Raw genomic sequence first — 25,678 nt, 5'->3', positions numbered from 1 at the left:
CGGTCGAACGGATGTTCCCACCCGACGCTACACGCCCCGGCGCTCCGGCGAAAGGGAACCGGCCGGGCCGGGCGGTTCGCGCCCGCGCCCGGCGCGCCCCCGACCTCAGACCCGCTCGAGGACGACCACGGGGATCTCGCGGTCCGTCTTCTGCTGGTACTCGTCGTAGGCGGGCCACGTCGCCGCCATCTTCTTCCAGAACGCCGGCTTCTCCTCCGCCGTCGCGGTGCGCGCCCGCGCGGTGAACCGGTCGCCCTTCACCTGGACCTTCACCTCGGGGTTCGCCTCGAGGTTCAGGAACCACTCCGGCGGCTCGTCAGCGCCGCCCTTGGACGCCACGACCAGGTAGGCGCCCCCCTCGGGCTGGTAGATGAGCGGCGTCGTGTACTCCTTGCCGCTGCGCCGTCCCTTCGTCGTGAGCAGCAGCGTGACCGTCCCCTGCCAGTCGTGCCCCTCCGCGCCGTCGGTCTCCTGGTAACGCTCGACGTGCTCCTTGCCGTACAGCATCGAGTCCTCCTCCATCCGGTTGCGGCCGTACCGCGGCCACCTGTGTGAACCCGCGAGCCCCCCATGACCTTCCCCGTGACGGGGGCCCAAAGCCCGGACGCTCATTACGCTGGGGACGGTGAGCGACCCGGTGGAGCTGGCGCGGCGATGCGCCGAGACGATGTACGCGGACGACAAGGTCGCGCAGGACCTCGGGATGGAGATCAGCGAGATCGCGCCGGGACGGGCGGTGCTGCGCATGACGCTCTCCCCGGCGATGGTGAACGGCCACGGGATCGCCCACGGCGGCTACCTGTTCCTGCTCGCCGACTCGGCGTTCGCCTATGCGTGCAACACCCACGGCGCCGTCACGGTCGCCGCGTCCGCCGATGTCGTGTTCGTCGCGCCCGCGCGCGCGGGCGACGTGCTGGAGGCGACGGCCGTGGAACGCACCCGGTACGGGCGCAGCGGCGTCTACGACGTGACGGTCAGGCGCGTCCCGGACGGGGACGTCATCGCGGAGTTCCGCGGCGGCAGCCGCAGCCGGAAGGAGAGCGTCCTGGACGAGGCGGCGGAGCCACCTCGCTAGAAGGACGACGGAGCCGCCCGCCGGAAGGCCAGCGGAGGCGCCCGCTGGACGAGCCGCGGAGGCGCCCCGCTAGCGCGCGGTCAGAGCTCCTTCAGGATGCCGGTGAGCAGCCGGCCGGTGTCGTCGGGGCGCGCTGCGGTGATGCACAGGTTGTTCATCGCGCGCATGTACGTGTCGACGTCGGTCGGCTTGTCCAGGTACAGCGCGCTGGTGAGCTGCTCCAGGTAGACCACGTCGGACAGGCCCGGCTCGGCGAAACGCAGGATGGTGAACGGGCCGCCGGCGGCCGCGTGCCCGCCCGCTCCGAACGGCACGATCTGGAGCGTGACGTTCGGCAGCTCCGACATCGCGATGAGGTGCTGCAACTGCCGGCGCATCACGTCGCGGCCGCCGAGGGGGCGGCGCACGACCGCCTCGTCCAGGACGGCCCACAGCGTCGGAGCGCCGGGCGAGGTGAACCGCCGCTGCCGGGTCGTGCGGAGCTGGACGCGCCGCTCGACCTCCTCGTCGGAGGCGTCGGAGTAGCCGAGGCGCACCACGGCGTGCGCGTAGTCCTCGGTCTGCAGCAGGCCAGGCACGAACTGCAGCTCGTAGGTGCGCAGGAGCGACGCGGCCTCCTCCAGCCCGAGGTAGACCTCGAACCAGCTCGGCAGGACGTCGCCGTAGCGGTGCCACCAGCCGGGGGTGTTGGCCTCCTTGGCCAGCTCCAGCAGCGGCGCGCGCTCGGCGGGGTCGTTCACCCCGTACAGGGTGAGCAGGTCGGAGACGTCGCGCTCCTTGAACCCGACGCGCCCCAGCTCCATCCGGCTGATCTTGGAGTGCGAGCCGCGGATCTCGTAGCCCGCCTGCTCGGTGGAGATGCCGCGGTCCTCCCGCAGGCGGCGCAGCTGGGCGCCGAGCAGGATGCGCAGGACCGTGGGCCCGCCACGCCGCGGGTAGTCGATCAGCCTGCCGGGCTGGTCGCCCTCGGCCGGAGGCGTGGGTGCGGCTGAATCCTGGGGCAAGGGGTCACCAGCCAGTCGACGGGTCTGTTCTGGGGCGGAACGGCACCGCCCTATGTTAGAGGATCGAAGCACGTTTTTGGGAAGTATGAAAAAGCGCGTCTTCGGCATAACGGCTCATCCGTGTGAGAACGGTCGAGCTGGACGCTCCGTGCGCCGATCGGCGCGGGTGAGGATACTCCCGCCGGGCCCCTGGATCGAACCGGGGGCGGCGCCCGGTGGGCCCGATCGGCGTTTTGGAGCGTGACCACGGCCCGTGACCAGTGCCGTCGGTGGCGGGTCGAACGCGGAACGTGGCGAACGGGTGACGATCTCGTTGACCAGGAGGTCATTTTCATAGCGGCGAAGTCACTGCCGGCCCACGAATTGCCTGGCGTTTCGCGCTCTTGTGCACGCCAATCGGCACCGGTATTCCGAGGCGGTCGTATGACGCGCGAATGACGGCGGTCATCTCGTTCGGTGAATATCGGCGGGACGGGAACAGACGGCGCGGTGCCGGGGTTGGCGACCGTCGAGCGTGGAAGGCACCCGTTGAAGCCGTCCCATGAGGAGGATCCATGAGCAAGCTGTCCGACGAGGCCAAGGCACTGCTGAACCGCCCGCTGCCGGGGTGGGCCACGACCGTCCGCCCTGACGGCTCCCTGCACAACACCGTCGTGTGGGTGGGCCTCGACGGCGACGACGTCCTCATCAACACCGCCGTCGGGCGCGCCAAGGAGCGGCACCTCAGCAAGGACGCGCGCGTGTCGGTCAGCGTCCTCGACCCCGACGACGCGTTCCACTGGGTCAGCGTCTCGGGCGAGGGCAGGCTGGAGACGGAGGGCGCCGTGGACGTCATCAACGGGCTCTCCGAAAAGTACACCGGGAACGCCACCTATCCCGTCCAGGAGGGTGAGGTGCGCCTCACCGTCCGCATCACCCCTGATCAGGTCCTCTACAGCGCCGGCGGGTGACCAAGCTCTCGTCCCCTTCGGGCGATCTTCGGGTCCGGGACGGCGTTCACTTGTCGGGAGGGCGCCGCGCACCGCGGTGACGCCCGCGGCGCCCCGGCACTTCCCGGAACATCACCGAGATCCACTCTTGGGGGAACCATGAACGCGACCCTCGAGCGACCGGAGGTCCGGTTTCTCACCTCGGGCGAGGTCACGGACGCCCAGCGCACGGAGGCCGAGCGTGCCGTCCGCGCGGCGCTGGACGGCACCGGGGCCGCGTCCGTGCAGGTCACGCTGAGCATCGTGGCCGACCCGGCGCTGCCCAGGCCGGCCCTCGCCAGGGCCGTCGCCGAGCTGGACGGGCAGCAGCTCCGCGCGCAGGCCGCCGCGCCGACGCTGGAGGAGGCCATCGGCCTGCTCCGGCACCGGCTCGCGGTCCGCGCGTCCTACCGCCGGGCGGGCTGACCGGCCGTCCTCCGGACGGGCGGCCGACCCGCGCTGACCGCGCGAACGGGCGGCGGCGTCTCTACCGGGCGCCGCCGCCCACCCGCGCCCCCGCCGGGCGCCGCCGCCCACCCATGTGCCGAGAGGCCCCGGCCGCCGACGCCGACGCGTCATGAGACGCCGCCGGCCCGGCGTGCGGGTCGGTCGTCTCAGGCGTCCCGGTGGCTGAGGACCAGGCCGGCGAACGCGAGCGGGACGAGCGCGTAGGCCAGCAGGACCGCTGCCGCCGCCGGTGGCGACAGCAGGTCGCCGTAGATGGAGTGCCCCGCGCTCCAGCCCGCGATCTCGGTGGGCAGGCCCGAGAGCATCACCGATCCGAGCCGCCCGTTCCACGGCTGCGGCAGGTGGTGGACCAGCAGCGGGACGACATGCCAGAGCACGACGACGGCGACGATCGCACCGGCCGCCGACCGCAGCAGCACGCCGAGGGCCAGGCCGAGCAGGGCGAACACCGCCACCGCGACGCCCGAGACCGCGAATCCCGGCAGGTCGTGCCAGACGGACGCGCGCTGGTCGGGGAACGGCCGGCCGCCCGCGGCGAGCCGGGCGCCGAGGAAGCACCCGATGGTGACCGCCTCGCCCACGGCGAGCCCGGTGAGCGCCACCACCACGGCCTTCGCGGCCAGGAACCGCGGCCGGGACGGCACCGCGACCAGGCTCGTCCGCACCATCCCAGTGCGGTACTCCGACGTCACCGCGAGCACGCCGAGGACTCCGAGGCACAACTGGGCGACCCAGCCGCCCAGTTCCTGCAGCGGCCGCAGGAAGAACCGCGCGCGCCGGGCGGGGTCCAAGCCGTCCCAGACGTGCGCCTGCTGGACGGCCAGCAGCACGACGAGCAGGGCGAACCCCGCCGCGACCGCGACGATCACGTAGGTCGACCGGACGGAACGCAGCTTCCACCATTCGGCGGCGACGGCGTCGAGCATCACGCGTCCCGCCGTCCGAACATGCGGGCGCCGACGCCCAGGGCGACCACCACGTACGCGGCCAGGAGCAGGGCGGAGGACGCCGGCGGGAGGCCGTCCCGCGCGGGGGAGGCGCCCGGCGGCGAGGCCATCCGCCCCGCGAGGCTCTCGGGGAGCACCGCCCAGACCCGCTCGCCCCACGGATCCGGCAGCAGGTTCGCGACGGGCGGCACCACGAACAGCACCGCCATCCCGGCCGTGATCGTCCCCGCGGTGGAGCGGAGCACCGCCGCCAGGCCGGTCGTCATGAGCGCGATCGCCGCGGTCGTCACCGCCATGGCCAGCACGTACGGGACGTGGTCGAGGAACGAGGCGTCGAACCCGCGCATTGGACGGCCGTTCGCGGCCGCCTTCCCCGCCACGACCCCGACGGCCAAGCTCGCAAGTGCGGCCGCGAACATCGCCGCGCCCGGAACCGCCGCCTTCGCGTAGAACAGCATCCGACGGCGCGGGATCGCGGCCAGGCTCGTCCGGATCATTCCGGACGCGTACTCCGACGTCACCGGCAGCGCCCCGAGCAGCACCGCGCAGACCGGCAGAGCGATCGCGAGCGGCTGCTCCGGCGGCGCGGACTCGAACGCCGCGCGCCGCGCCTGCGACAGACCGTCCCAGTAGTGCGCCGCGTACAGCGACCACACGACGCACAGGAGCGCGAACGTCGCGACCGTGCCGAGCACGGCGAACGTCGAGCGCACCGAGCGCAGCTTCCACCACTCCGCCGCCAGCGCGTCGATCACGCCCTCACCGCCCCGAACTCGGTGCTGCCCGCCGTCAGCTCCATGTAGGCCTCCTCCAGCGACGCGCTCCGCGGCGTCACCTCGTACAGCGGGATCCCGTGCGCGGCGGCGCGGTCACCGATCTCCGTCACGTCCAGCCCCGCGACCGACAGGGCGCCGCCCGGCGCGGCCTCGACCGTGCCGCCCGCCGCCGCCAGCACCCCGACCAGCTCCTCCGGACGCGGCGACCGGACCAGCACCCCGCGCGCGAACCGGTCCGCCAGCTCCCGCACCGAGGTGTCCGCGATCAGCCGGCCGCGCCCGATGACGACCAGCCGGTCCGCGGTCAGCTCCATCTCGCTCATCAGATGGCTGGACACCAGCACCGTCCGGCCCTCGGCGGCCAGCGCCCGCATCAGCTCGCGGATCCACCGCACCCCGTCCGGGTCCAGCCCGTTCACCGGCTCGTCGAACAACAGCACGCCCGGGTCGCCGAGCAGCGCCGCCGCGATCCCGAGCCGCTGCCGCATCCCGAGCGAGAACCCGCCCACCCGCTTGCGCGCGACGCCCGCCAGGCCGACCTGCTCCAGGACCTCCGCCACCCGCCGCGTCCCGATCCCGTTGCTGCGCGCCAGCCAGCCGAGATGGTCGAACGCGCGGCGGCCGCCGTGCACCGCCCCCGCGTCCAGCAGCGCCCCCACCTCGTGCAACGGCCGCCGCAGCGCCGTGTACGGGCCGCCGTTCACCAGCGCCGCGCCCGACGACGGCGCGTCCAGCCCCAGCAGCACGCGCATCGTCGTCGACTTCCCGGCGCCGTTCGGGCCGAGGAACCCCGTCACCGCCCCCGGCCGCACCTGGAACGACAGGCGGTCCACGGCGACGGTCCCGCCGTAGCGCTTGGTCAGCTCCCTCACTTCGATCATGCCGTCAACGCTCCCGCCGGACGCCGCTCCGGCACATCGGAACCCGGTCGGGACCCGCCCGTCCGACCGTGCTCCGAGACCGCGCCGCCGCATCGGACCCAGGTCTGACGTCCGCCGGCACGACGCGCCCGGCCGCACCGTCCGGCTACCGTCGTGACGTGCACGAATCCGAGCCGGCCTCCCCGCACGCCCGGCGGACCGGCCCGCGGCGACCGATCCGCCTGGACATCGCGGTCGCGGTCCTCTACACGCTGTTCCTGCTGCTGTTCTCCGGCGGGCACGAGACGTCGGCGCTGCTCGCCGTGCCCGTCGCCGCCGCGATGGGACTGCCGCTCGGCGCCCGGCGGATCCGGCCCGTCCCGGTCTTCGGCGCCGTCCTCGCCGCGTCCACCCTGGCCCTAGTCCTCGACCTGCCATGGGACTTCTACATCGGGGCGGCGTACGCGCTCTACCCGCTCGCGCTGGAACTGCCCCGCGTGCGCTTCGTCCCGACACGGGCGATCGGCGTGCTGAGCGCGATCGTCATCTTCGGCGGCGCCCTCATCGGGCCGAAGAACTGGCAGGCCGAGCAACTCGGCCGCGTGCTGCTCGGCATCGCCGTCCTCGGCGCGTCCTGGGCCCTCGGCCGCGCCGTCCGCGACCGCCGCGCCTACACCGCCCAGGCCGCCCGCCGCCTCGCGGAGACCGCCGTCGGCGAGGAACGCCTCCGCATCGCCCGCGAACTGCACGACATCGTCGCGCACAGCATGAGCCTCATCGCCGTCAAGGCCGGCGTCGCCGTCCACGTCGCCGAGGCCCGGCCGCAGGAGGCCCTCGACGCGCTGCGCGTCATCGAGTCCACCAGCCGCGGCACGCTCGGCGAGATGCGCCACCTCCTCGGCGTCCTGCGCGCCGACGAGCCCGGCCTCGCCCCCTCACCCGGCCTCGGCTCCCTGCCGGGGCTGGCCGAACGCGCCGCCATGGCCGGGGTCCACGTCGACCTCGACGTCCGCGCGGGCGACCTGCCGGAGAGCGTGGCGCTCGCGGCCTACCGGATCGTCCAGGAGGCCGTCACCAACGTCGTCAAGCACGCCGCGCCCGCCCGCTGCCGGGTCCTGGTCGAGGCCGGCGGCGGACGCGTCCGCATCGAGGTGGACGACGACGGCCCCGGCGTCCGCGTCCTTCCCGGCGCCCCAGGCCACGGTCTCATCGGGATGCGCGAGCGCGTCATGATGTACGGCGGCGACTTCACCGCCGGCCCCCGCCCGGAAGGCGGCTTCGCCGTCGCCGCCGCCTTCCCCTACGAAGCCTAGGAGTGCGTTGGAACTGCGCGTCCTCGTCGCCGACGACCAGACCCTGGTACGCGGCAGCTTCCGCGTCCTGATCGACACCGCGCCGGGGCTGCGCGCCGTCGGCGAGGCCGGCACAGGCGCGGAGGCCGTCGAACTCGCCGAGCGCGAGCGGCCCGACGTCGTCCTCATGGACGTCCGGATGCCCGAGATGGACGGCATCGAGGCGACCCGGCGCATCAGCCGCGACCTGCCGGACGTCCGCGTCCTCATCCTCACGACGTTCGACCTGGACTCCTACGTCTACGCGGCGCTGCGGGCCGGCGCCAGCGGCTTCCTGCTGAAGGACACCCCGCCCGCCGACCTGCTGTCGGCGATCCGCGTGGTGGCCTCCGGCGAGTCGCTGCTCGCCCCGACCGTCACCCGCCGGCTGATCGCCGAGTTCGTCCGCCGGCCCGCCCCCGCGGGCCCGCCGCCCGCCGGCCTCGGCGCCTTGACCGACCGCGAGCGCGAGGTCCTCGCCCTCATCGCCCGCGGCCTGTCCAACACCGAACTCGCCGAGCACCTGCACCTCAGCCCCGCGACGGTGAAGACCCACATCGGCCGTCTCCTGGCCAAACTCCAGGCCCGCGACCGGGCCCAGCTGGTGATCGCCGCCTACGAGACCGGCCTGGTCCGCCCCCGCTGACGGCTCACCGGCGCTCCGCCCGGACGCGGGCCGCGGGGTCAGTCGTTCAACAGGTACGGGGCCAGGCGCTCGAACTGGTCGGCGGACGAGGCGAGGTCCGGCTGGAACACCGTCACGCACACATGGTCGGCCCCCGCCTCCAGATAGGCACTGACGTCCTTGGCCACCGCGGCTTCGTCCCCCCAGATGAAGCAGGCGTCGATGAGCTCGTCGGAGCCGCCGTCGGCGAGGTCCGCGTCCGAGAAGCCGAGCTTCTTGAGCGCCCCGATGTAAGGGGACCCCGGGAGCGAGAACGCTCCGGCCTGGCGGGCGATGCCGCGCGCCTTCTCCGGATCGGTCTCGAGGATCACCGGCTGCATGGCGATCAGCAGCTTGTCCGGGCCGAGCAGTTCCCGCGCGCGGCGCGTGTGCTCGGCGGGCATCATCGCGGGCAGCATCCCGTCCGCGCGTTCGGCGGCCAGTCCCTGCATCTTCGGCCCCAGCGCCGCGAGCAGCCGAGGGAAGGGGACCTCCGGTGCCGGTGCCTCCGGCACGGCGGCGTCCATCCCGTCGAGGTAATCGCGCATGCGGGCGATCGGGCTGCTCCACGTCTGGCCGCTCCGCTCGACGACCGCGCCAATGCTGACGCCGATGCCGAGCGCGAGCCGTCCGGGGTAGGCGTCGGCCAGCACCGACGCGGCCCCCTGCATCGTCGCCGGATGCCGCGCCCACAGGTTCGCGATCGCCGACCCGAGCACGACCCGCTCGGTGGCCGCGAGCATCACGCCGAGCTGCGTGAACACCTCCCGGCCGCCGATCGCCTCGTTCACCCAGATCGATCCGTAGCCGGCGTCCTCCACCCGGCGGGCCGCCCGCCGCCACTCGTCCGCCGGCGCGAGCGGTGTCACCAGCGCCGCCCCGATCCGCCCCAGCCTCCGCCTCGCCTCGCGCACCGCGTCCTCGCCCATGCCGTCTCCTTCGGCCGTACAATCGGAACTGTCAACCCGCTTAGGACATTACCGGAACGATCGCCCCGTTTGTCAAAGGACGAGCCGCCCGTGCCCGACGATCCGCCCCGCCGCGCCAAGCCCGCGCAGCGCAGCCGCACCAAGGCCGAGCCGCGCCGCGGCACCGAGGCAGAGCCGCGCGGCGCGGCCGCGGCCAAGCCGCCCCCTAGCGCCGAGACCGAGCCGCCCCCTAGCGCCGAGACTGAGCCGCGCGGCCGCACTGAAGTGGAGTCGCGCCACGCGGAGGCGGCCAAGCTGCCCCCTAGCGCCGAGACCAAGCCGCCCCCTAGCGCCGAGACCGAGCCGGCCCCTAGCGCCGAGACCGAGTCGCGCCGCCGCGCTGAGGCGGTGTCGCGCCGCCGTACCGCGGCCGAGCCGCGCCGCGCGGACGCGCGCCGGAACCGGACCCGGATCCTCGAGGCCGCCCTGGAGGCGTTCGCGGCCGAAGGGCGGCTCGTCCCGCTCGACGACATCGCCCGCCGCGCCGGCGTCGGCGCCGGAACGGTCTACCGCAACTTCCCGACCAAGGAGGCCCTGTTCACGGCCGTCATCACCGAGCGCTTCGAGAGCATCATCGAGGAGGCGAGGTCACTGGCCGACGCGGACGATCCGGGCGAGCGGTTCTACGGATTCCTGATGTGGGTCGTCGAGCGCGCGATGTTCAACCACGCCATCTGCGAGGCGCTGGCGCTGGAGGAAGGCATCAAGGCGTTCGCGGCCGGCGTCGAGGAGGAGTTCAACGCGGCCCTCGGCGCGCTGCTCCAGCGGGCCCAAGCGGCCGGTGACGTGCGCGCCGACATCGACCTGCGCGATGTGCGAGCCCTGATGGCCGGGTGCGTGGTCACCGAGCGGATGCGGCGCGCCGACGGGCCGCCCGGCCGCATGACCGCACTCGCCTGCGACGCGCTCCGCCCCGCCGCCGTAACGAAACTTCGTGACGAAAGTCCGACGATGTCACGTAACGAAAGCCGTTGCGAGGTCTGCGGTACCCCGCTGGCGGCCGCACGTACCGGCCGCCCGGCGCGGTTCTGCGGCGCCGCCTGCCGGCAGAAGGCCCACCGCCGCAGGTCCGCGGCCGCGAAATCCGGTTGAACCGGACGCGCGCCCTGCGGCACCGTGGCGGCACCATGCGCACACGTGAGATCCGCGCCGTCCATGACCGCGAGTCGATCACCGTCTACCAGGCATACGGCCCGGACATCGGCGGCCCGGCGGCGCGGCACGGCACCTTCGTCCCTCCGTTCTCGCGCACCCGGATGACCTGGATCAAGCCGTCGTTCCTGTGGCTGATGGCCCGCAGCAACTGGGCCCGCAAGCCCGGCCAGGAGACCGTCCTCGCCGTCCGGATCACCCGCGCGGGCTGGGAGGAGGCCCTCGCCCAAGCCGTCCCGACCGACCCGGACCGCCGTGTCTTCCGCAGTTCCGACGAATGGCGCCGCCGCTTCGCGCACGCGCACGTCCACGTCCAGTGGGACCCCGAGCGCTCGATCAACGGCAGCAAGCGGGAAGTGCGGAGCATCCAGGTCGGCCTGAGCCGCCATATCGTGGACCGCTACGTCGACGACTGGATCCTCGCCATCGATGACCGGACGCCGCTGGTCCGCAAGATTCACGGACTCCTCCAGGCCGGCCGGACCGCGCAGGCCAAGGCCCTGCTGCCCAAGGAACGCCTCTATCCCCTCCCTCCCGCCCTCGCCCACAACATCGGCGCCGACTGACCACCACCCGTTCCACCCACCGCCAAGCCGGCATCCCCACCCTCCATCGGCCGCACCAGCCCGCCCAAGCGGCCGGGGCCGCCTCCCGGACCGATCGGGCCGCTATCACTGGGTGCGCCGGCTCGGTCGCTTTCGGCAGGCTCGACGGGCTCGGCGGGTCCGGTGGCAGTGTTACGAAACCTTCGAGCCGATGTTCCGGATCCGGTGCTCCTCCAGCCGGTCGGCGAGCTCTTTGGGTCGGCTGAGCGCGACGAGGTGACCGCCCGGCAGCTCGTCGACCGGGATGTTCAGGCGCTCGCGCACGACCCTGCGCTGGAAGGGCAGGGGGAAGAGCCGGTCGTCCCGGCCCTGGAGGAACACGGTCGGCGTGTCCGGCCACGAGTCCAGGGGCCAGGGCTCCTCGAAGGGTTTCTGCGACTGCGGCTGCTCGCCTCGAGCCAACATTTCGCTGGTCACCTCTGGTGGGACGTCGTGGAAGAAGGTGACCTCCGGGTCGAACTCGGCCGGCATCGGCCGCCCCTCACGAGCCGCCTGTTCGGCCATGGCCTCCGCCTGACGGGTGTTGGTCCACCATTCACCTCCGGTCTCGCCCGGCGCAGGGACCATCGCGTTGAGCAGGACGAGCAGCGCCACCGGTACGCGCGTGCACACGAGCGGTGCGGTGAGGCCGCCCATCGACTGGGCTACCAGGATGATCCCGGTGCGATCGCCGATCGCCTCGACCACGGTGTCCGCGTACTCCGTGAGCCCGGCCGATTCATCGGCCGCGGGCAGGTCGACGGCGATCGCCTCATGCCCGCGGGCCTGGAGTTCGGGGACGAGGAGGTGCCAGTACCAGGCGCCTCCACCCGCCCCCGGAACGAGGACGTACGTTGCCATTCTCGTGCTCCTCTTCTCGTGGCCGCCCTGGCCGACGCTATCGGCGGCCACTGACAAATCAGCAGTGCGGACTCCTGAATTAGGAGCTTCACCTACCATTCCGGCATGACGGGACGAAGGCGGTATGACGATCCGTGCGGCATCGCCCGGGCGCTGGATGCCGTAGGGGAGCGGTGGGCGCTGCTCGTCGTCCGCGAACTCCTGTTCGGTCCTAAGCGGTTCGCGGCACTGAGCCGGGGCCTCCCGGGCATGAGCCAGAACGTCCTCTCTCAGCGGCTGCGCGACTTGGAGGAGGGCGGGATCGTTCACCGCCGCACCCTGGGCCCGCCCGCCAGCACGCGGGTCTACGAACTGACCCCGCGCGGCCGCGAACTCGAACCGGTCCTGCTCGCCCTCGCGGAGTGGGGCCGCAAGAGCCCTCTCGGTGCCCACGACACCGAGATGAGCGTCGATGCGATGATGCTCGCCCTCAGAACGACCTTCGACCCGACTGCGGCCCAGGGGCTGGACGTTCGCGTCGCGCTCCGCTTCGACGACCATCTGTTCGTGGCCGAGATCCGCTCCGGCCACCTCCACGTAGCCCGGGCGGACGAACCCGTCCGCGCGGACGCCACCTTCGACACCGACGTCGCCACTCTGAGGTCCCTCGTGTTCGGCCGGTCCTCCCTGCCTGCGAACTCTCCCTTCCTCCAGGGAGCCCCCGACCTGGCCGCTCGTTTCCTGGCTTGCTTCTCTGGGCCGCAACCCGCCGCCCCCGCAGACACTTCGCAGTGACACGGACGGTCGGCCCGGCTTTGCTCGAACACATGTTCGGGCTAGGGTCTGGTCTCGTGCTGATCGACGAACCCGTCTCCGCGGAGACCACCCCGGCGGGCCATCCTTTCCAGATCACCGGTGCGCGCGGCTGCTTCCAGGTGCGCCGGGTGCTGGAGCAGTGGCAGGAACCCGGCGAGGCCCGTTTCTACCGGCTCCAGGTCACGACGCCGGACGGTCCGGCGATCGCCGAGGTGGTCGGACCCGCCGGCGGCGGCGCCGGTCCCTGGACCCTCCGCCGAATCTGGCCCTGAACCCCTCCCTCACCGGACCAGCGCACCAGCCCGCCCCACGCCACCCCACGCCGGGCCGAGGCGCCAGCCCGCGCCCGGGCCATCGCGAGCCCACGCCAAGGCCAGCGCGCCAGTACGTACCAGAGCCATCGCGTCAGCCCGAGCCGGGGTCCTCGCGCCGGCCCGCGCCAAGACCCTTGCGCCTCCGCGCCGCGGCCATCGCGCCAGCCTTCGCCAAGGCCATTGCGCTGGCCTGCGCCAGGGTCAGCGCGTCAGTCCGAGCCGGGGCCACCGCGTCAGCTCGTGCCAAGGCCATTGCGCCTCCGCGTCGGGCCTTTGCGTCGGCCTGTGCAGAGAGCCTCGCGCCAGTACGTGCCAAGGCGACTACGCCAGTACCTACCACGGCCATCGCGCCGTCCTGCGCTGGGTCATTGCGGCAGCCCGCGGCGGCGGAGGTCGCGGCTACGGTTGTAGCCGCAGCACGATGCGCCCGGAGAAGCCCCCTCTTTCGGTGTGCTTCGCGGAGCGGCTCGCCTCCAGGTCGGCGGGACTCATGCCGTGGAGCGCGGCTAGCGCGTGGACGACCTCCAGGAGATCGGCGAGTTCTGCGGGATCGCCGCTCGCCACGTACTCGCCGGCCTCCTCGTAGAGCTTGGCGCGCAGGAGCGACGCGTACTCCCCGGGGGCGGCGACCCGGGTCTCCGGTCGCCGGCCGGTGCTCCGAACGAGGTCGGGGATGCGGTCGCGGACCAGCTTCTCGGTGCGCCCGCCGCCCTCCTTGGGACGATGCTCGGTCGCACCGTTCCGGCGGTCCAGCGACTGGATCCATTTCACGGCCACGGCGGCCGTCTGCACCAGTTCGTTCCGCAGCGGCGCGGGTTCGGTTTCGGCGAGCGCCTCGTGGAACTCTTCGGCGAGCACGTGCCGCCATGTCAGCTCGCCGCGCGACCATGCGTCGGCGCAGTCGTCCTTGGCTTTGTCGGCCTCTCCGGCGAACGCCGGGCCGCTGCCGTCCGGAAACTCCTGGACGCCCCACGTCCGGTCCTGCGCGGCACGTTCCGCGGCGATGTCCGCGAGGACCTTCTCCAGGGAGCCCGGCTCCTGTTGGTTCCGCATGCCGAACGACGTTAACCGGCGTGCTGCGGCCGTGCGGGCGGCCCGGCGGTGACGGCGCCCGGCCGCTCAATCCGGATCGGCGTTGTCCGGCTCACAGCTCAGATAGTGATGGAGAACGGGCGGCAATTCGTCCCAGAGCCACTCGTTGAGAGAGCCCGGGAAGTCCTCCGGTGCCTGGATCGAGAGACGACGAGGCCCGGTCTGCACGAGACGCACGGGAATCGGGCCGTCATCCCAGACCTGCTCCCGGCTGCCCCAGAACGCCGAGAAATCGGCGCTCGTCAGCACGAGTTCCGAATGGAGGACGTGTTCGCCTCGGTGCCTGCCGAGGGGCAGCAGCCTTTGGGCGGTCGTCCGGAGGACGTTCAGCGCGGCGAGGTCATGGGGGCAGGCCACGCCGGTGATCTCCAGTTCGGGGAGACCGAAGCGGCGCAGGCCCCGAGTGGTGATCGCCACGCAGGAGCAGCCGTCGATCTCGTCCTCGTCGGCCGTGCACCGGCCGGCGTTCCGGTAGGGCGGGAGCACGGCGCCGGTCCAGTCGTCCGCGAGCACGAACTGCTCCTGGCGGGGGACGGGCAGCGGGTGCACGGCCTGGTTCATGTCGACGTCGACGGGGACGCCGCCCAGCGATTCGGCCAGCACCTCGGCCGCGGTGCGGCTGATGTGCGGGCCGACCGGGAGATCGGCGACCTGCAGTACCGAGGTCACTCCGACGTGCCAGTCGCTGCGGCGGGCTCGTTCGGCATCCTCCGGATCGGTGCTCGCCACCGACCGCAGATCCCACGGCGACACCTCGGCCTTGTGCGCGGCGACCATCAGGGCGGGCGTGCCGAGCCGTTGGAGCGTCGCGGCGCCGAGTCTGCCCGGCAGGCCTTGCCGGAGTGCGGTGGCAACGTCGTCGGGAGTCCGGTCGGCGGCGACGACGAACCGGGTGATGGTCTCCTCGGGAACGGTGATGGTGATGGACAAAGGAAGCCCCCTTCGGGCCCTGACGGGTTCTCGTGACGTCGTCAAGCCTCGGGGGGACGCGGCCGAAACGGGACCTGAACATGGTTCTGTGGATAAGGGCCGCCATTTGCCGCCGAAAGCTGGAGAAATGTCCGACGATCAGGCCCTTCGAGGCGCTCATCGCGGCCGCCGCCGCACGTCTCGCCCTGGCGTGGGAGGCTGAAAGCATGAATGCGACAGGACGTCTGGGGATCGGCTTGGCGGCGGTGGGTCGTCCGGCCTATATCAACGTGGGCAGGACGCAAGAGTTGCCCGAGGACCGTGGTGTCGAGCAGATGCGCCACGCTACCTGGAGCCTTCTGGACAGTGCGTACGCGGCAGGGATCAGGTGGGTGGACACCGCGCGGTCGTACGGGCGCGCTGAGGAGTTCCTAGGGGAATGGCTAGCCGCCCGTATGCCGGACGATCTGACCATCTCCAGTAAGTGGGGCTACACGTACGTGGGGGACTGGAGGATCGACGCCCCCGTGCACGAGGTCAAGGAGCACAGCGCCGATCGTTATCGTGCCCAGTACGCGGAGACGCGCGCGCTTCTAGGGGACCGCCTTTCGGTCTATCAGGTCCATTCGCTCACGCAGGAGAGCCCGCTCTTCGACGACGCGGGGCTTCAGGAGACCTTGGCCGAAGCGGCCGCCCAGGGCGTTCGGGTCGGGTTCTCGACCTCCGGTCCTGGACAGGCCGACACCATCCGCCGTGCCTTGGAGCTCGAGGTCTCCGGCAAGCGGCTGTTCAGCACCGTGCAATCGACCTGGAATCTCCTGGAGACGTCCGCCGAAGCGGCGCTAGAAGAGGCTCATACGGCCGGTCTGCACGTCCTGCTCAAGGAGGTGCTCGCGAACGGCCGCCTCGCCGTACGGCCGCCGAGCGCGTTGGCCGCCATGGCGTCCGAGAAGGAGGCCACCGCCGACGCGCTGGCCTTGGCCGCCGCGCTGAGCCGCCCTTGGGCGGACACCGTCCTGATCGGAGCCGTCAGCCCAGGCCAGTTGGAGACCAACCTGGCGGCGACGCGGGTGTCCCTGAGTGAGCAGGAGGCGGACGTGCTGGCCCGCCTGAGCATCGCGCCGGATCGCTACTGGCGGGAACGGAGCGAGCTGCCCTGGGACTGACCGGCTGGAAGGGGGCCGCCCGTGGCACGATGAAGCCGCGCCCACCATGATCGGATTCATCGCCCATGCAGCCTGAAGCACCCCGGATGATCGGCCCCTACCGTGTGGTCGCACGGCTCGGCTCGGGCGGGATGGGCGAGGTCTTCCTCGGCACCTCACCGAGCCGGCGGCTCGTCGCCGTGAAGGTCATCAGAGAGGAGCTGCTGGGCGATCCGCGCTGGCGGGCGAGGTTCCGCCGCGAGGTCGTCTCCGCCCAGGCGGTCAGCGGCTTCTACACCGCGGCCGTCGTCGACGCGGACCCCGACGCGGAGAGGCCGTGGCTCGCGACGCAGTACATCCGCGGTGTGAGCCTGGCCGATGTCGTCCGGGAGAAGGGACCGCTACCTGAGCAGGCGGCATGCAGACTGGGAGCCGGCCTGGGGGAGGCGCTGATCGCGATCCACCGTGCGGGGATCGTCCACCGGGACCTGAAACCCTCGAACGTCCTGCTGGCGTCGGACGGTCCGCGCGTCATCGACTTCGGCATCGCCCGGCCGCTGGACGCACTGCCGCTGGCGCGTTCGGAGATCCTGGGCACGCCCGCCTACATGTCGCCCGAACAGGCGCTCGGCGAGCCCGTCACCTCCAAGAGCGACGTGTTCTCGCTCGGCGCCACGCTCGTCTACGCGGCGACCGGTTCCGCGCCGTTCGGCACCGGCCACAAGGTGCGGGGACGCATCGTGTACGGCCGTCCCGACCTCGACCGCCTGCCCGACCCCATGCGCGGGCTCGTGACACGCTGCCTGGTCAAGGACCCGGAGGAACGGCCCTCACCCGAGCAGGTCCTCACCGCACTGTCCACGCTCCTCGACGCCGTCTACGGAGAGGACGAACTGACGGACGGCATAGGGGACCTCATCGACGTTCAGGAACGGACGTTGATCGAAGTGACCGCGGAGCAGCCCACCCTGGTCGAACCACCCGAGCAGGCATGACTCCCCGGCCGCGCCTTGAGCGGCGTCATGCCCGCGATATAGAAGGCCGGTCAGGGCAGATCGTCCACCAGCGCATCCCAGAAGGCGGTCTCGTACGCGTGCAGGAGGCGGGCCGCGCGGGATGCCTCCACGGGGTCGTCACCGGAGGCCAATCCTGCGGCCATCACTTCGAGCGCCTGCTCCTCGAAGCCCGGCGGCGACTCGGCGAAGAACGAGAAGAACCCCACGGCCTCCTCATCGAATCCATAGCGCTCGCGAAGCGCCGTGGCCGTACGGGCGCAGTAGGCGCCCCACTCCTCCAGGTTGGCCAGCATGGCCAAGGCCACTTCCGTGGACGTGCCGAAGGCGGCGCGCTGCGCAACGTAGGCGGGATACGCTTGCGCGAGCGGAAGAGGCTCATGGGCTCTGAGATTCTTCTCACTTTCGCCGAGGGCGGTGGCGAAACGACCGAGCAGCCGGAGCGCCTCCGCCTCGCCCTGCGCCAGCCCAAGGAACAACCCACCCGCCGGCGGTACCGGGAAACGCGCCGCCAGCAGCGCGAAGCTGCGCTGATCGCTACCGACGATCCGATACTCCTCGGCGGCCAGCCGGACCAGGCGTTCCCGGGGCAGGTCGCCTGTTTCGAGCAGGTCCAGGAAGCGGTTGCCGGCCGCCTTCGCCGCGATGTCCGCGCGCGCTCGGGCGACCAGCCCCGCGGCACTGTTGTCGGTCATGTACTCAGCGCAACATCCGCACGGTCGCGGCGTCAACGAGATGGCCGCCGATCAGGCCATATGATCACCTCGATACGATGAAGAACTGGAACGTCTACGCAGGTGTGGACGGAGTTGGGAGCGAGCGCATATGTCGGATTTCGAACTCAACCACGCGGGCGGCCGGATGCCCCTCGAGGTAACGGAGTCGACGGAGGGCCCTTCGGGCCTGCGGGTGGGAAGCCTCATGAAGGAGACGGGGCACGTCACACTCGACCCCGGTTTCACCAACACCGCGTCCACCACATCGGCGATCACCTATATCGACGGTGAGGCGGGCATCCTCCGCTACCGGGGTTATCCCATTGAGGAGCTGGCGGAGAAATCGTCCTTCCTCGAGGTGGCCTACCTGCTGATCTACGGTGAGCTGCCGACCACCGACCAGCTGGACGAGTTCACCGACAGCGTCCGCAAGCACACGCTGCTCGACGAGAAGTTCCGCGCCTTCTTCTCCGCCTTCCCGCGCCGCGCCCACCCGATGGCGGTCCTGTCGTCGGCGGTCAGCGCGCTGTCGACCTTCTACCAGGACAGCCTGGACCCGTTCGACCCCGAGCAGGTCGACCAGTCCAGCATCCGGCTCATCGCCAAGCTCCCCACCATCGCGGCCTACGCGTACAAGACCTCCAACGGGCAGCCGCTGCTGTACCCCGACAACTCGCTCGGGTACGTGGAGAACTTCCTCCGCATGACGTTCGGGCTGCCCACGGAGCCGTACGAGATCGACCCCGAGATCGTGCGGGTGCTAGACATGCTCTTCGTCCTGCACGCCGACCACGAGCAGAACTGCTCCACCTCCACGGTGCGGCTGGTGGGCTCCAGCCAGGCCAACCTGTTCTCGTCCGTCTCCGCAGGCGTCGACGCCCTGTTCGGGCCGCTCCACGGCGGCGCCAACCAGGCCGTCCTGGAGATGCTGGAGCGCATCCACGAGAACGGCGACAACATCGAGTCGTTCGTGGAGCGGGTCAAGAAGAAGGAGCCCGGCGTCAAGCTCATGGGCTTCGGGCACCGCGTGTACCGCAACTACGACCCGCGCGCCGCGGTCGTGAAGAAGGCCACCAGCAAGGTGCTCGGGGCGCTCGGCAAGTCCGACCCGCTCCTCGACCTCGCCATGCGCCTCGAGGAGGTCGCCCTCAGCGACGACTACTTCGTCGAGCGGAAGCTCTACCCGAACGTGGACTTCTACACCGGCGTCATCTACAAGGCGATGGGCTTCCCCACGAACGCCTTCACCGTGCTGTTCGCGCTCGGCCGGCTCCCCGGCTGGATCGCCCAGTGGCGCGAGATGATGAACGACACCACGACGAAGATCGGCCGTCCCCGGCAGGTGTACGTGGGACCGGGCGAGCGCCACTACGTGGACCCGTCCGCGCGCTGACCGGCCTCGGTCACATCACCGGCCCGCGAGGGGGAGTCTTCGCTCCCCGCCAGTCGGCTGCATCGTCCCAAGTGACGACATAGTGCGCAGCGGGCGGGCTCGCAGCCCGCCCGCGCGCGCTTCCGATACACGTCCCTTCCTTCCCTGTAGCGCAGGGCGTTCGACTGATCGCATTCCGGAGACCTCCGCGTTAGCCTGTGGACGGCGATTCCCCGGCGGAAGGCGGCCCGGTCGATGCCCTCCCTTGTCGAGACGCGACTGTCCAGCCTGGACTTCTGGGCGGCGTCCCAGGCCGAACGCGACGAGGTGTTCGCCGGCCTGAGATCCGCGAAGGATCCCGTCTACTGCCCCTTGCAGGACGAACCCGGCTTCTACGCCCTGACCCGGTACGAGCAGGTCGCCGAGGCCAGCCGCCGTCCCGAGGTGTTCAGCTCGCAACCCACGGCGGTCAGCCTCGTCGACCCGCCGGAGGCGATCGCCGAGTACTCCGGCTCGATGATCAGCATGGACGACCCCCGGCACGCGCGGCTCCGCCGGATCGTCTCCCGCTCGTTCACCCCGCGCATGGTCGAGCGGTTCGCCGGGGACGTCACCGTCCTCGCCCGCCGGATCGTCGACGAACTCGCCGAGCGCGGCCCCTGCGACTTCGTCGAGCACGTCGCGATGCCGATGCCCCTGCGGATCATCTGCTCCATGATGGGCATCCCCGACTCGGAGTACGGCGGGGTCATCGACGCCACCAACATGATCCTGGCGATCGGCGACCCCGACTATGTCGGCCCGGCCGGCGAGGACCGCATCACGACGCTGCGCGACAAGTTCGCCCACTTGCACGAGCTCATGGGCGAACTGGGGCGGCTGCGCAGCGAAGAGCCGGCGGACGACCTCGTCACTGCGCTGACCCACGCGAACGTGGACGGGGAGTCGCTCACGACCGTGGAACTGGCCCGCTTCTTCACTCTCCTGGTCGTCGCGGGGAACGAGACGACCCGCAACGCGCTGTCGCATGCGCTCGCCCTCCTCACCGAGCATCCGGAGCAGCGCGCGCTGCTCGTCGCCGACGTGGAGGGCCGCCTTCCCGGAGCGGTGGAGGAGGTCGTTCGCTATGCGACACCGGTGACGTGGATGCGGCGCACGCTTTCGCAGGACTACGAGCTGTGCGGCTACCTGTACAAGGCCGGCGAAAGGGTGGTGCTGTACTACAACTCGGCCAACCGCGACGACGCCGTGTTCCACGACCCGCACGCGTTCGACATCACGCGCTCGCCGAATCCCCACGTCGGATTCGGGGCGCCTGGGCCGCATTTCTGTCTCGGCGCCCATCTCGCCCGCCGCGAGGTCACGGTGCTGCTGCGGGAGCTCTACACGCGCCTTCCCGACCTGCACGCCACCTCCGCCCCCGTACGGCAGCGCACGAGCTTCATCAACGGGATCAAATCCCTTCCCTGCGCCTTCTGAAGGTCGCGAACCAGGACATTAGCCACGAGTTTCTTCGGCTTGTCCACAGAATGGCGTTCCACTATTGCGGCGGGCCACCGTGGGCGAGGCTGTTCCGCGTCACATCCCGAACACGGAAGGCGCGACCATGCCCGCACAGACCACAGGCCGAGACCTCGGACCGAACCAGCTCGCCGCTCGGCTCGGACTGACCCGATGGCAGCTGCGCCTCGGCCGGGAGCACGGCCTGCTCCCCGAACCCGACCTCGAAGGCGAACGGTGGTCGGCCCGGCTCGTCGACGAATGCGCGAACCGGTCCGGCCAGGTGGTCGCACGGTTCGGCGAGGACCCTCCGGTCGGAGCGATCCGCGCCGCCGCGCGGCTGGCCGTGCGCACGGGCCTCGACGTCGAACGCCGCGACGTCGAGGTGCTGGTGGCCCGGGACGGCCTCGATGTCGTCAGCAGCTTCCGCGGACATCCGCTCTACCTCCTGCGCGACCTCGACGCCCTCGATCCCGCCGCGGTCCGCGAGGTCGTCTCCGCCCGGAAGGGGCCGCTGTTCGACAGCGTCGACCCCGGTGGGGCGGTGACGATCCTCGGCTGGCCACGGAAGACCTTCGACCGGATCGCCGGCGAGCGGAACCTGGAAACCGACCGCTTCGGCCGCTACGCGCTCGCCGACATTCACGCTCTCGCCGCCGACGAGACGCTCGCGGCGGAGGTCCGTGAGGAGAAACTCCGGCGGGCCCTGGCCAGGGCGAGACGGGCCGAGACCGACATCGAGGACGTCGTGCGCGGATGGATGCTGCGCTGCACCGCCTACCTCGACCGCGATGCCGACCAGCCCCCGGACCCCGCCGTCCTGGGGCGCGCGATCCGCAACCTGGTCGGGACCAGGGCCGAGAGCGCCAGGTACGAACGAGAGGCGCTGTGAGGCCCTCTCGATGTGAAACGTGGATCGGCGGTCTCGCAGCCTTCGACGGCGGCGCAAGATCGGCGCCTCGCCTGTCCGGTGACCGGCGGGAGGTCACGTCCGCCGCGAGTTGTGGCGCCGCCCCGGTGGACGCCTCCCCTCATCGCTCTGGCGGGCGATCGCGGCGTGGAGCCGGTCGCGGGCTTCGGTCCGGGACATCGCCGGGAGGCGCTGGGGGAGATGGGCCGCCAGCGCGGAGGGAGCGTCGACCAGGCCGTCGCCGTCCACGACGGCCTGAGCGCCCGGCCATGGACCGAGAAGCAAGGCGGACAGCTCGCCCGGGTGGCGGTCGATGAGCGCGGCGATCCGACCCGCCTCCTCCGCGCAGTCGGCCACCAGGAGAAGCCGCCGGGTGGCGGCCGTCCCGGTGGTCCGCCGGATCGCGAGTTCGGTCTCCAGATAGGCCAGCGCGGCATCGAGGTTGCCCGGGATGAACAGACCCGGGGCGTTCTCGTCGAGCAGTTCGTCCTCGGCGAGCCCGAACAGCCTGCCGGCATCGGGCCGCGGGATCACCACCAGAGAACTGTCTCCGTGCTCGTCGAGCGCGGACAGGGCGAACACCCGCGCGCTGTCGACCGCACCGCTTCCCGCGAGCGCCAGCGCGGGCACCGCGAACGGGTCGAGGGAGGGCCGGTAGGTGAACGGTAGGGGCCGCGAGTCGGATCCGCCGGTGGACGCGGAGAGCACCGGCATTCCCGCGGTCGCCGCCGCGAGGATCCGGTGCCGGAACGGGTAGCAGATCGCGACGGCAGCCGGGAGGAGGAGGCCGAGCAGAAGAACCGGTTGCATCGGACGCACCCGCGGCTCATCGTCGGCCTGTTCTCGCAGGCGCACGGGGGCCTGGCCGCCTCCTCCGCCCCACTGAGTCACCGTCGGGACCGGTGTCGGAACCGGCGCCTGAGGAACGCCGTCCGGAGCCTGCGATGCGGGACGGGGATCCGGCTTGTCGAGCGGTTTCGGCGGCGCGGGCCGCCGACGCCCGGCCTTCGGTTCCTTCTCGGGCCGTCCCCGCCTGCGGGCCGCGTCGCCCCCGAGGCCCGGCGCCCTCCTCCGTGAGCCGTCGAACATCGCCAGCCAAGCCGCCCTGCACAGTTGCGAGGTGTACCAGTCACGGTCGAGGCTCTGCCGGCAGGGGGCCGGCAGAGATCTTCGCGGCTCCGGCCGAGGTCCGGACGCCGCATCGGCGGGCGCCGCGCTGAAGGAGATCACGCCCGCCACCGCGGTACAGCCGAGCAGCCCGCAGGTACAGCGGACGATCTCGCCGAATATGTCTGTCATCCTGGGATCTGCCAGGAAACGGGTCATCTTCGCCCCGGGGGATCGCGTTGGTCACCGTCGGAATGCCGATCGTAGTCAATCCGGCTACGGAGCGTTGACCATTGCTCGCACTCGACCCACCGATCATCCGGTCACCACTCCGGCGAAATGCGCTGCACATCCTTAATTGTCTGAATATAACCGTCGTCATCGGGCGCCCTGAGGGCAGCCACACTTGACCAACGCGAAGGTTCACCCATGCGAACCGGAAAGTAAGGTCCCCCGATCTCGACACAACACATCCATCCCAAAACACCAATAAATGAACATGTAGCCGCCAAGCTCATCGGATCGCCTTCAATACCGACAAACCCCCACAAGTGTCGCCCCGCCTGGCGATCCAGGAGATAGCAGCACTCCGGGAAGACTCGCCATCGGACCGTACGCAGGCACACCTCGCCACCCGCGCCCGCACAAGTCCCTGCAGCCCCTACACAACGGGGACCCAACCCGAAGGGTCAGCACGCCGAAGGACAGCGGGCCAGAACGTCCGGAGCCGCCCTCACCACCTCGCCCACGCTCCAACGCCACACCCCACACGCTCCAACGCCATGCGGGCAACTCGGCCGGCGTCCAAGCGCGCCCAAGGGCCTCGAGGCAATGGAGGGCCACCCTCGGGGTGGTGCCTGCCAGTGCAAGCGAGCGAACACCGCGCATCGCTTGGCGGCCTGCGTGCTGGCTGTCGAGAGCCCGAGCGGCGCGCATTGCTGGGTGTGGCGAGGCCAGGGCAGGCCGCGCCGCCAGCCTCCAGTGCCGCGCTGGGAAACTAAACGGGACATGCGGCGTACTTCCGTGCAATTGGAGACCGCCTGCAGTGCACCGCATGTAACGCAGCCCGCTTCGGTGCAACGAAGGTCCACCGCGTGCAAGGTTCAGCGCCCCGCGGCATCCGCCGCTAGGCGCGGAAGCGGAATCTGGATGGGGCTTGTGGCGCGAGTGTGCTTGACCTGTCGAGGGGCGCCTTACGTGATCGGCGGCCCCGAGCCAGTCTTCCGAGCAACCTGGAAGCGCATGCAATGCTGCGCCTCGGGTGATGCTGCGCGCGTCGGTGCGGCGAGCGGCCACCGCGCGCTTGGCGCAGCATGTGCCGGGCCCCGTCAGTGCTGGTCTCTGCGTGTGCCGGTGTCGCGCAGGCATGATGTCGTCCAGGATGCTGAGCGTCGCCCATGCGGTGTCGCGCTTCCGGGCGGCGCGTGTGTTGCCGGGCGTCGCGCCTGCTGCCTGGGCGGTGGGTGTGTTGCTGGCGTCGCGGCCTGCCGCTGGCATCGTGGCCTGTTACTGGGCATCGCGGGTGCTGCCTAGGCATCACGGCGTTGCGTGGGCGCCGCACGTGTTGCTGGGTGGCCCCATGCTGCCTGAGTGTGCCCAGGATGCTGCTCGGTGCGCGTTCTGCTGGGTGTCTCGTGTGGGGGTTGGCAAGCCGTCGGTTTCTGGCGTCGCGCGGAAGCGTAAGCACAACGTGCCTAATGGTGTCGCGGGTGTGTGCCTGGGCATCGCGCCTGTTGTGCGGGCGCCGAGCGTGTTGCCTGCCATGTCGCGAGGCACCGTACGTGCTTGACGAGGCCGAAGTGGATCGCCAGCAGCATGAGATCGCATGTCTTGAATTGCATGCAGCGCTGCCTGGGCAGCGCGGCACGCCGTGGGGCGCTACCGCCTGTGGGTAGCCCCGCATGCGCTGGGTGTCGCCAGGGTTTGGGCCATGTGTGCTTGGTGCCGCGCGTGCTTGGTGTGCGTGGGTTGGTGTTGTTGGTGTGCTCGGGGTTGCGTGCCTTGGGTCTGGGTGTTGGGGGTGGGTGTGCTGGGGGCGTTTGTCTTTGGCGGCGGGTGGGCGTAGCTGCGGCGCTGCGCGGGGCGGCGCCGCAGGTCTTTGTCGCCGCGCGTGGAAGGTGAGCGGGGCAGCCGAACGTGCCTTGCGTGTGCTGGGGGTGGGTGGGCGTGCTCGGGGGGGGGGGTTAGGCGGCTTGGGGGGTGGCGGGGGAGTGGATGACGTCGTACATGCCCAGGGGGAGTGTGTCGCCGTAGAGCCAGTCGTTGACGGTGCCGGTGAAGTCGTCGGGTGGGGCCACGGCGAGGAGGCGCTGGGTGAGGAGGGTGAGGCGGACCCGGAAGGGGTTCGGGGGAGTGAGGTGGACGCGACGGCCGGTGCCCCAGAAGGCGCTGAAGTCGGACTCGGCGAGCGGGAGGTCGGCGTCGATCTCGCGGGTGCGGTCGGCGGGGCCGGTGGACAGCCAGGACCAGTGGTCCGTCAGGAGGCTGCGGGCGGTGGTGCGCAGGACGTTCAGGGCGGCCAGGTCGTGCGGGCAGGCGACGTCGGTGATCTGGAGTTCGGGCAGGCCGAAGCGGCGCAGGCCGCGGGTGCGCAGGCGGACGCAGGCGCAGCCGTTGACGCCCTCGGGGTCGCGGTCGGGGTCGGGTCCGGTGCAGCGGCCGTTGGCGCGGAAAGGCGGCAGCACGTCGCCGAGCCATTGGTCGGCCAGGACGAAACGGGTCCGTTCCTCGGCGGGCGGGGTCAGGACGTGGCCGGTGACGAGGTCGGCGGGGACGCCGCCGAGGGCGGCGGACAGGTGGAAGGCGGCGGCGCGCGCCACCTGGACGGCGCGGGGCTGGTCGGTGATCGGGGCGCAGGCGGTGACGACGGCGAACTCGGGAGCGTCCTGGAACGCGCGTTCGCGGTGGCGATCCTCGGGGCGGGGCGCCTTGATCCCGCGCGGGTCCCAGCGGAGGCAGGTGACGTCCTCGCGGACCACCTCCAGTTGGGGTGATCCGAGACGGCCGGCGATGTGCGCGGCGTAGGGGCCGCTCGCGTCGCGGAGCAGGTCGGCGAGGTCGTGCGGGACGTGTTCGGCGGCTACGGCGAACCGGGTGGTCGTGGTGGCGGGGACAGAGAAGGCGATCATGGTTTCTCCTCGCTGGAGG

26 protein-coding genes are annotated in these 25,678 nt (G+C 71.4%); 14 read left to right on the top strand and 12 right to left on the bottom strand.

Annotated elements, in window-relative coordinates; all coding sequences use genetic code 11:
* Nucleotides 1-105: 105 nt before the first annotated feature.
* Complete coding sequence (locus tag amrb99_RS20890) at nt 106-507, bottom strand: nitroreductase family deazaflavin-dependent oxidoreductase (protein WP_190858435.1); 402 nt, start codon at nt 505-507, stop codon at nt 106-108.
* A 160-nt stretch (nt 508-667) separates the two neighbouring features.
* Between amrb99_RS20890 and paaI the strand changes: the two genes are divergently transcribed.
* Nucleotides 668-1,075 carry a hydroxyphenylacetyl-CoA thioesterase PaaI gene (gene paaI, locus amrb99_RS20885; protein WP_190858595.1) on the top strand — a complete coding sequence of 136 codons (408 nt, stop codon included), beginning with the start codon at nt 668-670 and terminating at the stop codon, nt 1,073-1,075.
* A gap of 80 nt (nt 1,076-1,155) precedes the next feature.
* On the opposite strand, the gene amrb99_RS20880 is transcribed toward paaI, so the two are convergent.
* Nucleotides 1,156-2,022, bottom strand: a complete 867-nt coding sequence (locus amrb99_RS20880; protein WP_190858592.1) for a helix-turn-helix transcriptional regulator — start codon at nt 2,020-2,022, stop codon at nt 1,156-1,158.
* 611 nt (nt 2,023-2,633) lie between these two features.
* On the opposite strand from amrb99_RS20880, the gene amrb99_RS20875 reads away from it, so the two are divergent.
* A complete protein-coding gene (locus amrb99_RS20875) occupies nt 2,634-3,029 on the top strand; it encodes a PPOX class F420-dependent oxidoreductase (protein ID WP_190858433.1) in 396 nt (131 codons plus the stop codon).
* Between the two features lie 138 nt (nt 3,030-3,167).
* A complete protein-coding gene (locus tag amrb99_RS20870) occupies nt 3,168-3,473 on the top strand; it encodes a hypothetical protein (RefSeq protein ID WP_190858431.1) in 306 nt (101 codons plus the stop codon).
* Between the two features lie 188 nt (nt 3,474-3,661).
* Here the strand turns inward: amrb99_RS20870 and amrb99_RS20865 are convergent, their stop codons facing one another.
* The 3 genes from amrb99_RS20865 to amrb99_RS20855 are packed head-to-tail and all read right to left on the bottom strand — an operon-like array spanning nt 3,662 to nt 6,119.
* Complete coding sequence (locus tag amrb99_RS20865) at nt 3,662-4,441, bottom strand: ABC transporter permease (protein WP_190858428.1); 780 nt, start codon at nt 4,439-4,441, stop codon at nt 3,662-3,664.
* Nucleotides 4,441-5,217, bottom strand: coding sequence for an ABC transporter permease (locus tag amrb99_RS20860; protein WP_190858425.1), 777 nt, complete (start codon nt 5,215-5,217; stop codon nt 4,441-4,443). The genes amrb99_RS20865 and amrb99_RS20860 overlap by 1 nt, the downstream gene beginning before the upstream one ends.
* Entirely contained in the window at nt 5,214-6,119 is a 906-nt protein-coding gene (locus amrb99_RS20855; RefSeq protein WP_190858422.1) for an ATP-binding cassette domain-containing protein, read from the bottom strand. Before amrb99_RS20855 ends, amrb99_RS20860 begins: the two co-directional genes overlap by 4 nt.
* 158 nt (nt 6,120-6,277) lie before the next feature.
* On the opposite strand from amrb99_RS20855, the gene amrb99_RS52525 reads away from it, so the two are divergent.
* The gene (locus amrb99_RS52525) at nt 6,278-7,411 is read left to right on the top strand and encodes a sensor histidine kinase (protein ID WP_206700035.1); all 1,134 of its coding nucleotides are present in this window, start codon (nt 6,278-6,280) and stop codon (nt 7,409-7,411) included.
* A gap of 7 nt (nt 7,412-7,418) precedes the next feature.
* Nucleotides 7,419-8,075 (top strand): response regulator transcription factor, encoded by a 657-nt coding sequence (locus amrb99_RS20845; protein WP_241755747.1) that lies wholly within the window; start codon nt 7,419-7,421, stop codon nt 8,073-8,075.
* 38 nt (nt 8,076-8,113) lie between these two features.
* Here the strand turns inward: amrb99_RS20845 and amrb99_RS20840 are convergent, their stop codons facing one another.
* Nucleotides 8,114-9,022: a TIGR03620 family F420-dependent LLM class oxidoreductase gene (locus amrb99_RS20840; RefSeq protein ID WP_190858413.1), complete on the bottom strand. Its 909-nt coding sequence runs from the start codon at nt 9,020-9,022 to the stop codon at nt 8,114-8,116.
* A 90-nt stretch (nt 9,023-9,112) separates the two neighbouring features.
* Here amrb99_RS20840 and amrb99_RS20835 point away from each other — a divergent pair, with 90 nt between their 5' ends.
* Together amrb99_RS20835 and amrb99_RS20830 are read left to right on the top strand one after the other, a co-directional pair.
* A complete protein-coding gene (locus tag amrb99_RS20835) occupies nt 9,113-10,153 on the top strand; it encodes a TetR family transcriptional regulator (RefSeq protein ID WP_347256770.1) in 1,041 nt (346 codons plus the stop codon).
* 35 nt (nt 10,154-10,188) lie between these two features.
* A complete protein-coding gene (locus amrb99_RS20830; protein WP_190858409.1) occupies nt 10,189-10,779 on the top strand; it encodes a DUF4291 domain-containing protein in 591 nt (196 codons plus the stop codon).
* Nucleotides 10,780-10,950: 171 nt separating this feature from the next.
* On the opposite strand, the gene amrb99_RS20825 is transcribed toward amrb99_RS20830, so the two are convergent.
* The gene (locus tag amrb99_RS20825) at nt 10,951-11,709 is read right to left on the bottom strand and encodes an alpha/beta hydrolase (protein WP_347256769.1); all 759 of its coding nucleotides are present in this window, start codon (nt 11,707-11,709) and stop codon (nt 10,951-10,953) included.
* Between the two features lie 54 nt (nt 11,710-11,763).
* On the opposite strand from amrb99_RS20825, the gene amrb99_RS20820 reads away from it, so the two are divergent.
* Complete coding sequence (locus amrb99_RS20820) at nt 11,764-12,432, top strand: winged helix-turn-helix transcriptional regulator (RefSeq protein ID WP_190858405.1); 669 nt, start codon at nt 11,764-11,766, stop codon at nt 12,430-12,432.
* Between the two features lie 56 nt (nt 12,433-12,488).
* Nucleotides 12,489-12,725 (top strand): hypothetical protein, encoded by a 237-nt coding sequence (locus amrb99_RS20815; RefSeq protein ID WP_190858402.1) that lies wholly within the window; start codon nt 12,489-12,491, stop codon nt 12,723-12,725.
* Nucleotides 12,726-13,166: 441 nt separating this feature from the next.
* Here amrb99_RS20815 and amrb99_RS50130 read toward each other — a convergent pair whose 3' ends face one another.
* A complete protein-coding gene (locus tag amrb99_RS50130) occupies nt 13,167-13,820 on the bottom strand; it encodes a nucleoside triphosphate pyrophosphohydrolase (protein WP_206700034.1) in 654 nt (217 codons plus the stop codon).
* Between the two features lie 66 nt (nt 13,821-13,886).
* Nucleotides 13,887-14,789 (bottom strand): hypothetical protein, encoded by a 903-nt coding sequence (locus amrb99_RS20805; RefSeq protein ID WP_241755745.1) that lies wholly within the window; start codon nt 14,787-14,789, stop codon nt 13,887-13,889.
* 80 nt (nt 14,790-14,869) lie between these two features.
* Here amrb99_RS20805 and amrb99_RS20800 point away from each other — a divergent pair, with 80 nt between their 5' ends.
* Both amrb99_RS20800 and amrb99_RS20795 read left to right on the top strand, forming a co-directional pair.
* On the top strand, nt 14,870-15,934 hold the full coding sequence (locus amrb99_RS20800) for an aldo/keto reductase (protein WP_241755744.1): 1,065 nt from the start codon (nt 14,870-14,872) through the stop codon (nt 15,932-15,934).
* Nucleotides 15,935-15,999: 65 nt separating this feature from the next.
* On the top strand, nt 16,000-16,908 hold the full coding sequence (locus tag amrb99_RS20795; protein ID WP_190858396.1) for a serine/threonine-protein kinase: 909 nt from the start codon (nt 16,000-16,002) through the stop codon (nt 16,906-16,908).
* A 50-nt stretch (nt 16,909-16,958) separates the two neighbouring features.
* On the opposite strand, the gene amrb99_RS20790 is transcribed toward amrb99_RS20795, so the two are convergent.
* The gene (locus amrb99_RS20790) at nt 16,959-17,621 is read right to left on the bottom strand and encodes a transcriptional regulator (protein WP_190858394.1); all 663 of its coding nucleotides are present in this window, start codon (nt 17,619-17,621) and stop codon (nt 16,959-16,961) included.
* A 130-nt stretch (nt 17,622-17,751) separates the two neighbouring features.
* Here amrb99_RS20790 and amrb99_RS20785 point away from each other — a divergent pair, with 130 nt between their 5' ends.
* From amrb99_RS20785 to amrb99_RS20775, 3 genes are all read left to right on the top strand, one after another.
* Nucleotides 17,752-19,035 (top strand): citrate synthase, encoded by a 1,284-nt coding sequence (locus amrb99_RS20785; protein ID WP_190858390.1) that lies wholly within the window; start codon nt 17,752-17,754, stop codon nt 19,033-19,035.
* Nucleotides 19,036-19,269: 234 nt separating this feature from the next.
* Complete coding sequence (locus tag amrb99_RS20780; RefSeq protein ID WP_190858382.1) at nt 19,270-20,493, top strand: cytochrome P450; 1,224 nt, start codon at nt 19,270-19,272, stop codon at nt 20,491-20,493.
* A 127-nt stretch (nt 20,494-20,620) separates the two neighbouring features.
* Nucleotides 20,621-21,406, top strand: a complete 786-nt coding sequence (locus tag amrb99_RS20775; protein WP_190858380.1) for a hypothetical protein — start codon at nt 20,621-20,623, stop codon at nt 21,404-21,406.
* A 93-nt stretch (nt 21,407-21,499) separates the two neighbouring features.
* Here the strand turns inward: amrb99_RS20775 and amrb99_RS20770 are convergent, their stop codons facing one another.
* Together amrb99_RS20770 and amrb99_RS20765 are read right to left on the bottom strand one after the other, a co-directional pair.
* A complete protein-coding gene (locus tag amrb99_RS20770) occupies nt 21,500-22,234 on the bottom strand; it encodes a hypothetical protein (RefSeq protein ID WP_190858378.1) in 735 nt (244 codons plus the stop codon).
* Between the two features lie 2,480 nt (nt 22,235-24,714).
* The gene (locus amrb99_RS20765) at nt 24,715-25,659 is read right to left on the bottom strand and encodes a hypothetical protein (RefSeq protein WP_190858376.1); all 945 of its coding nucleotides are present in this window, start codon (nt 25,657-25,659) and stop codon (nt 24,715-24,717) included.
* Nucleotides 25,660-25,678: the final 19 nt, after the last annotated feature.

This window comes from Actinomadura sp. RB99 (genome assembly GCF_014706005.1).
Taxonomy (GTDB): domain Bacteria; phylum Actinomycetota; class Actinomycetes; order Streptosporangiales; family Streptosporangiaceae; genus Spirillospora.
This window is presented reverse-complemented; position numbering and strand designations above follow the sequence as displayed.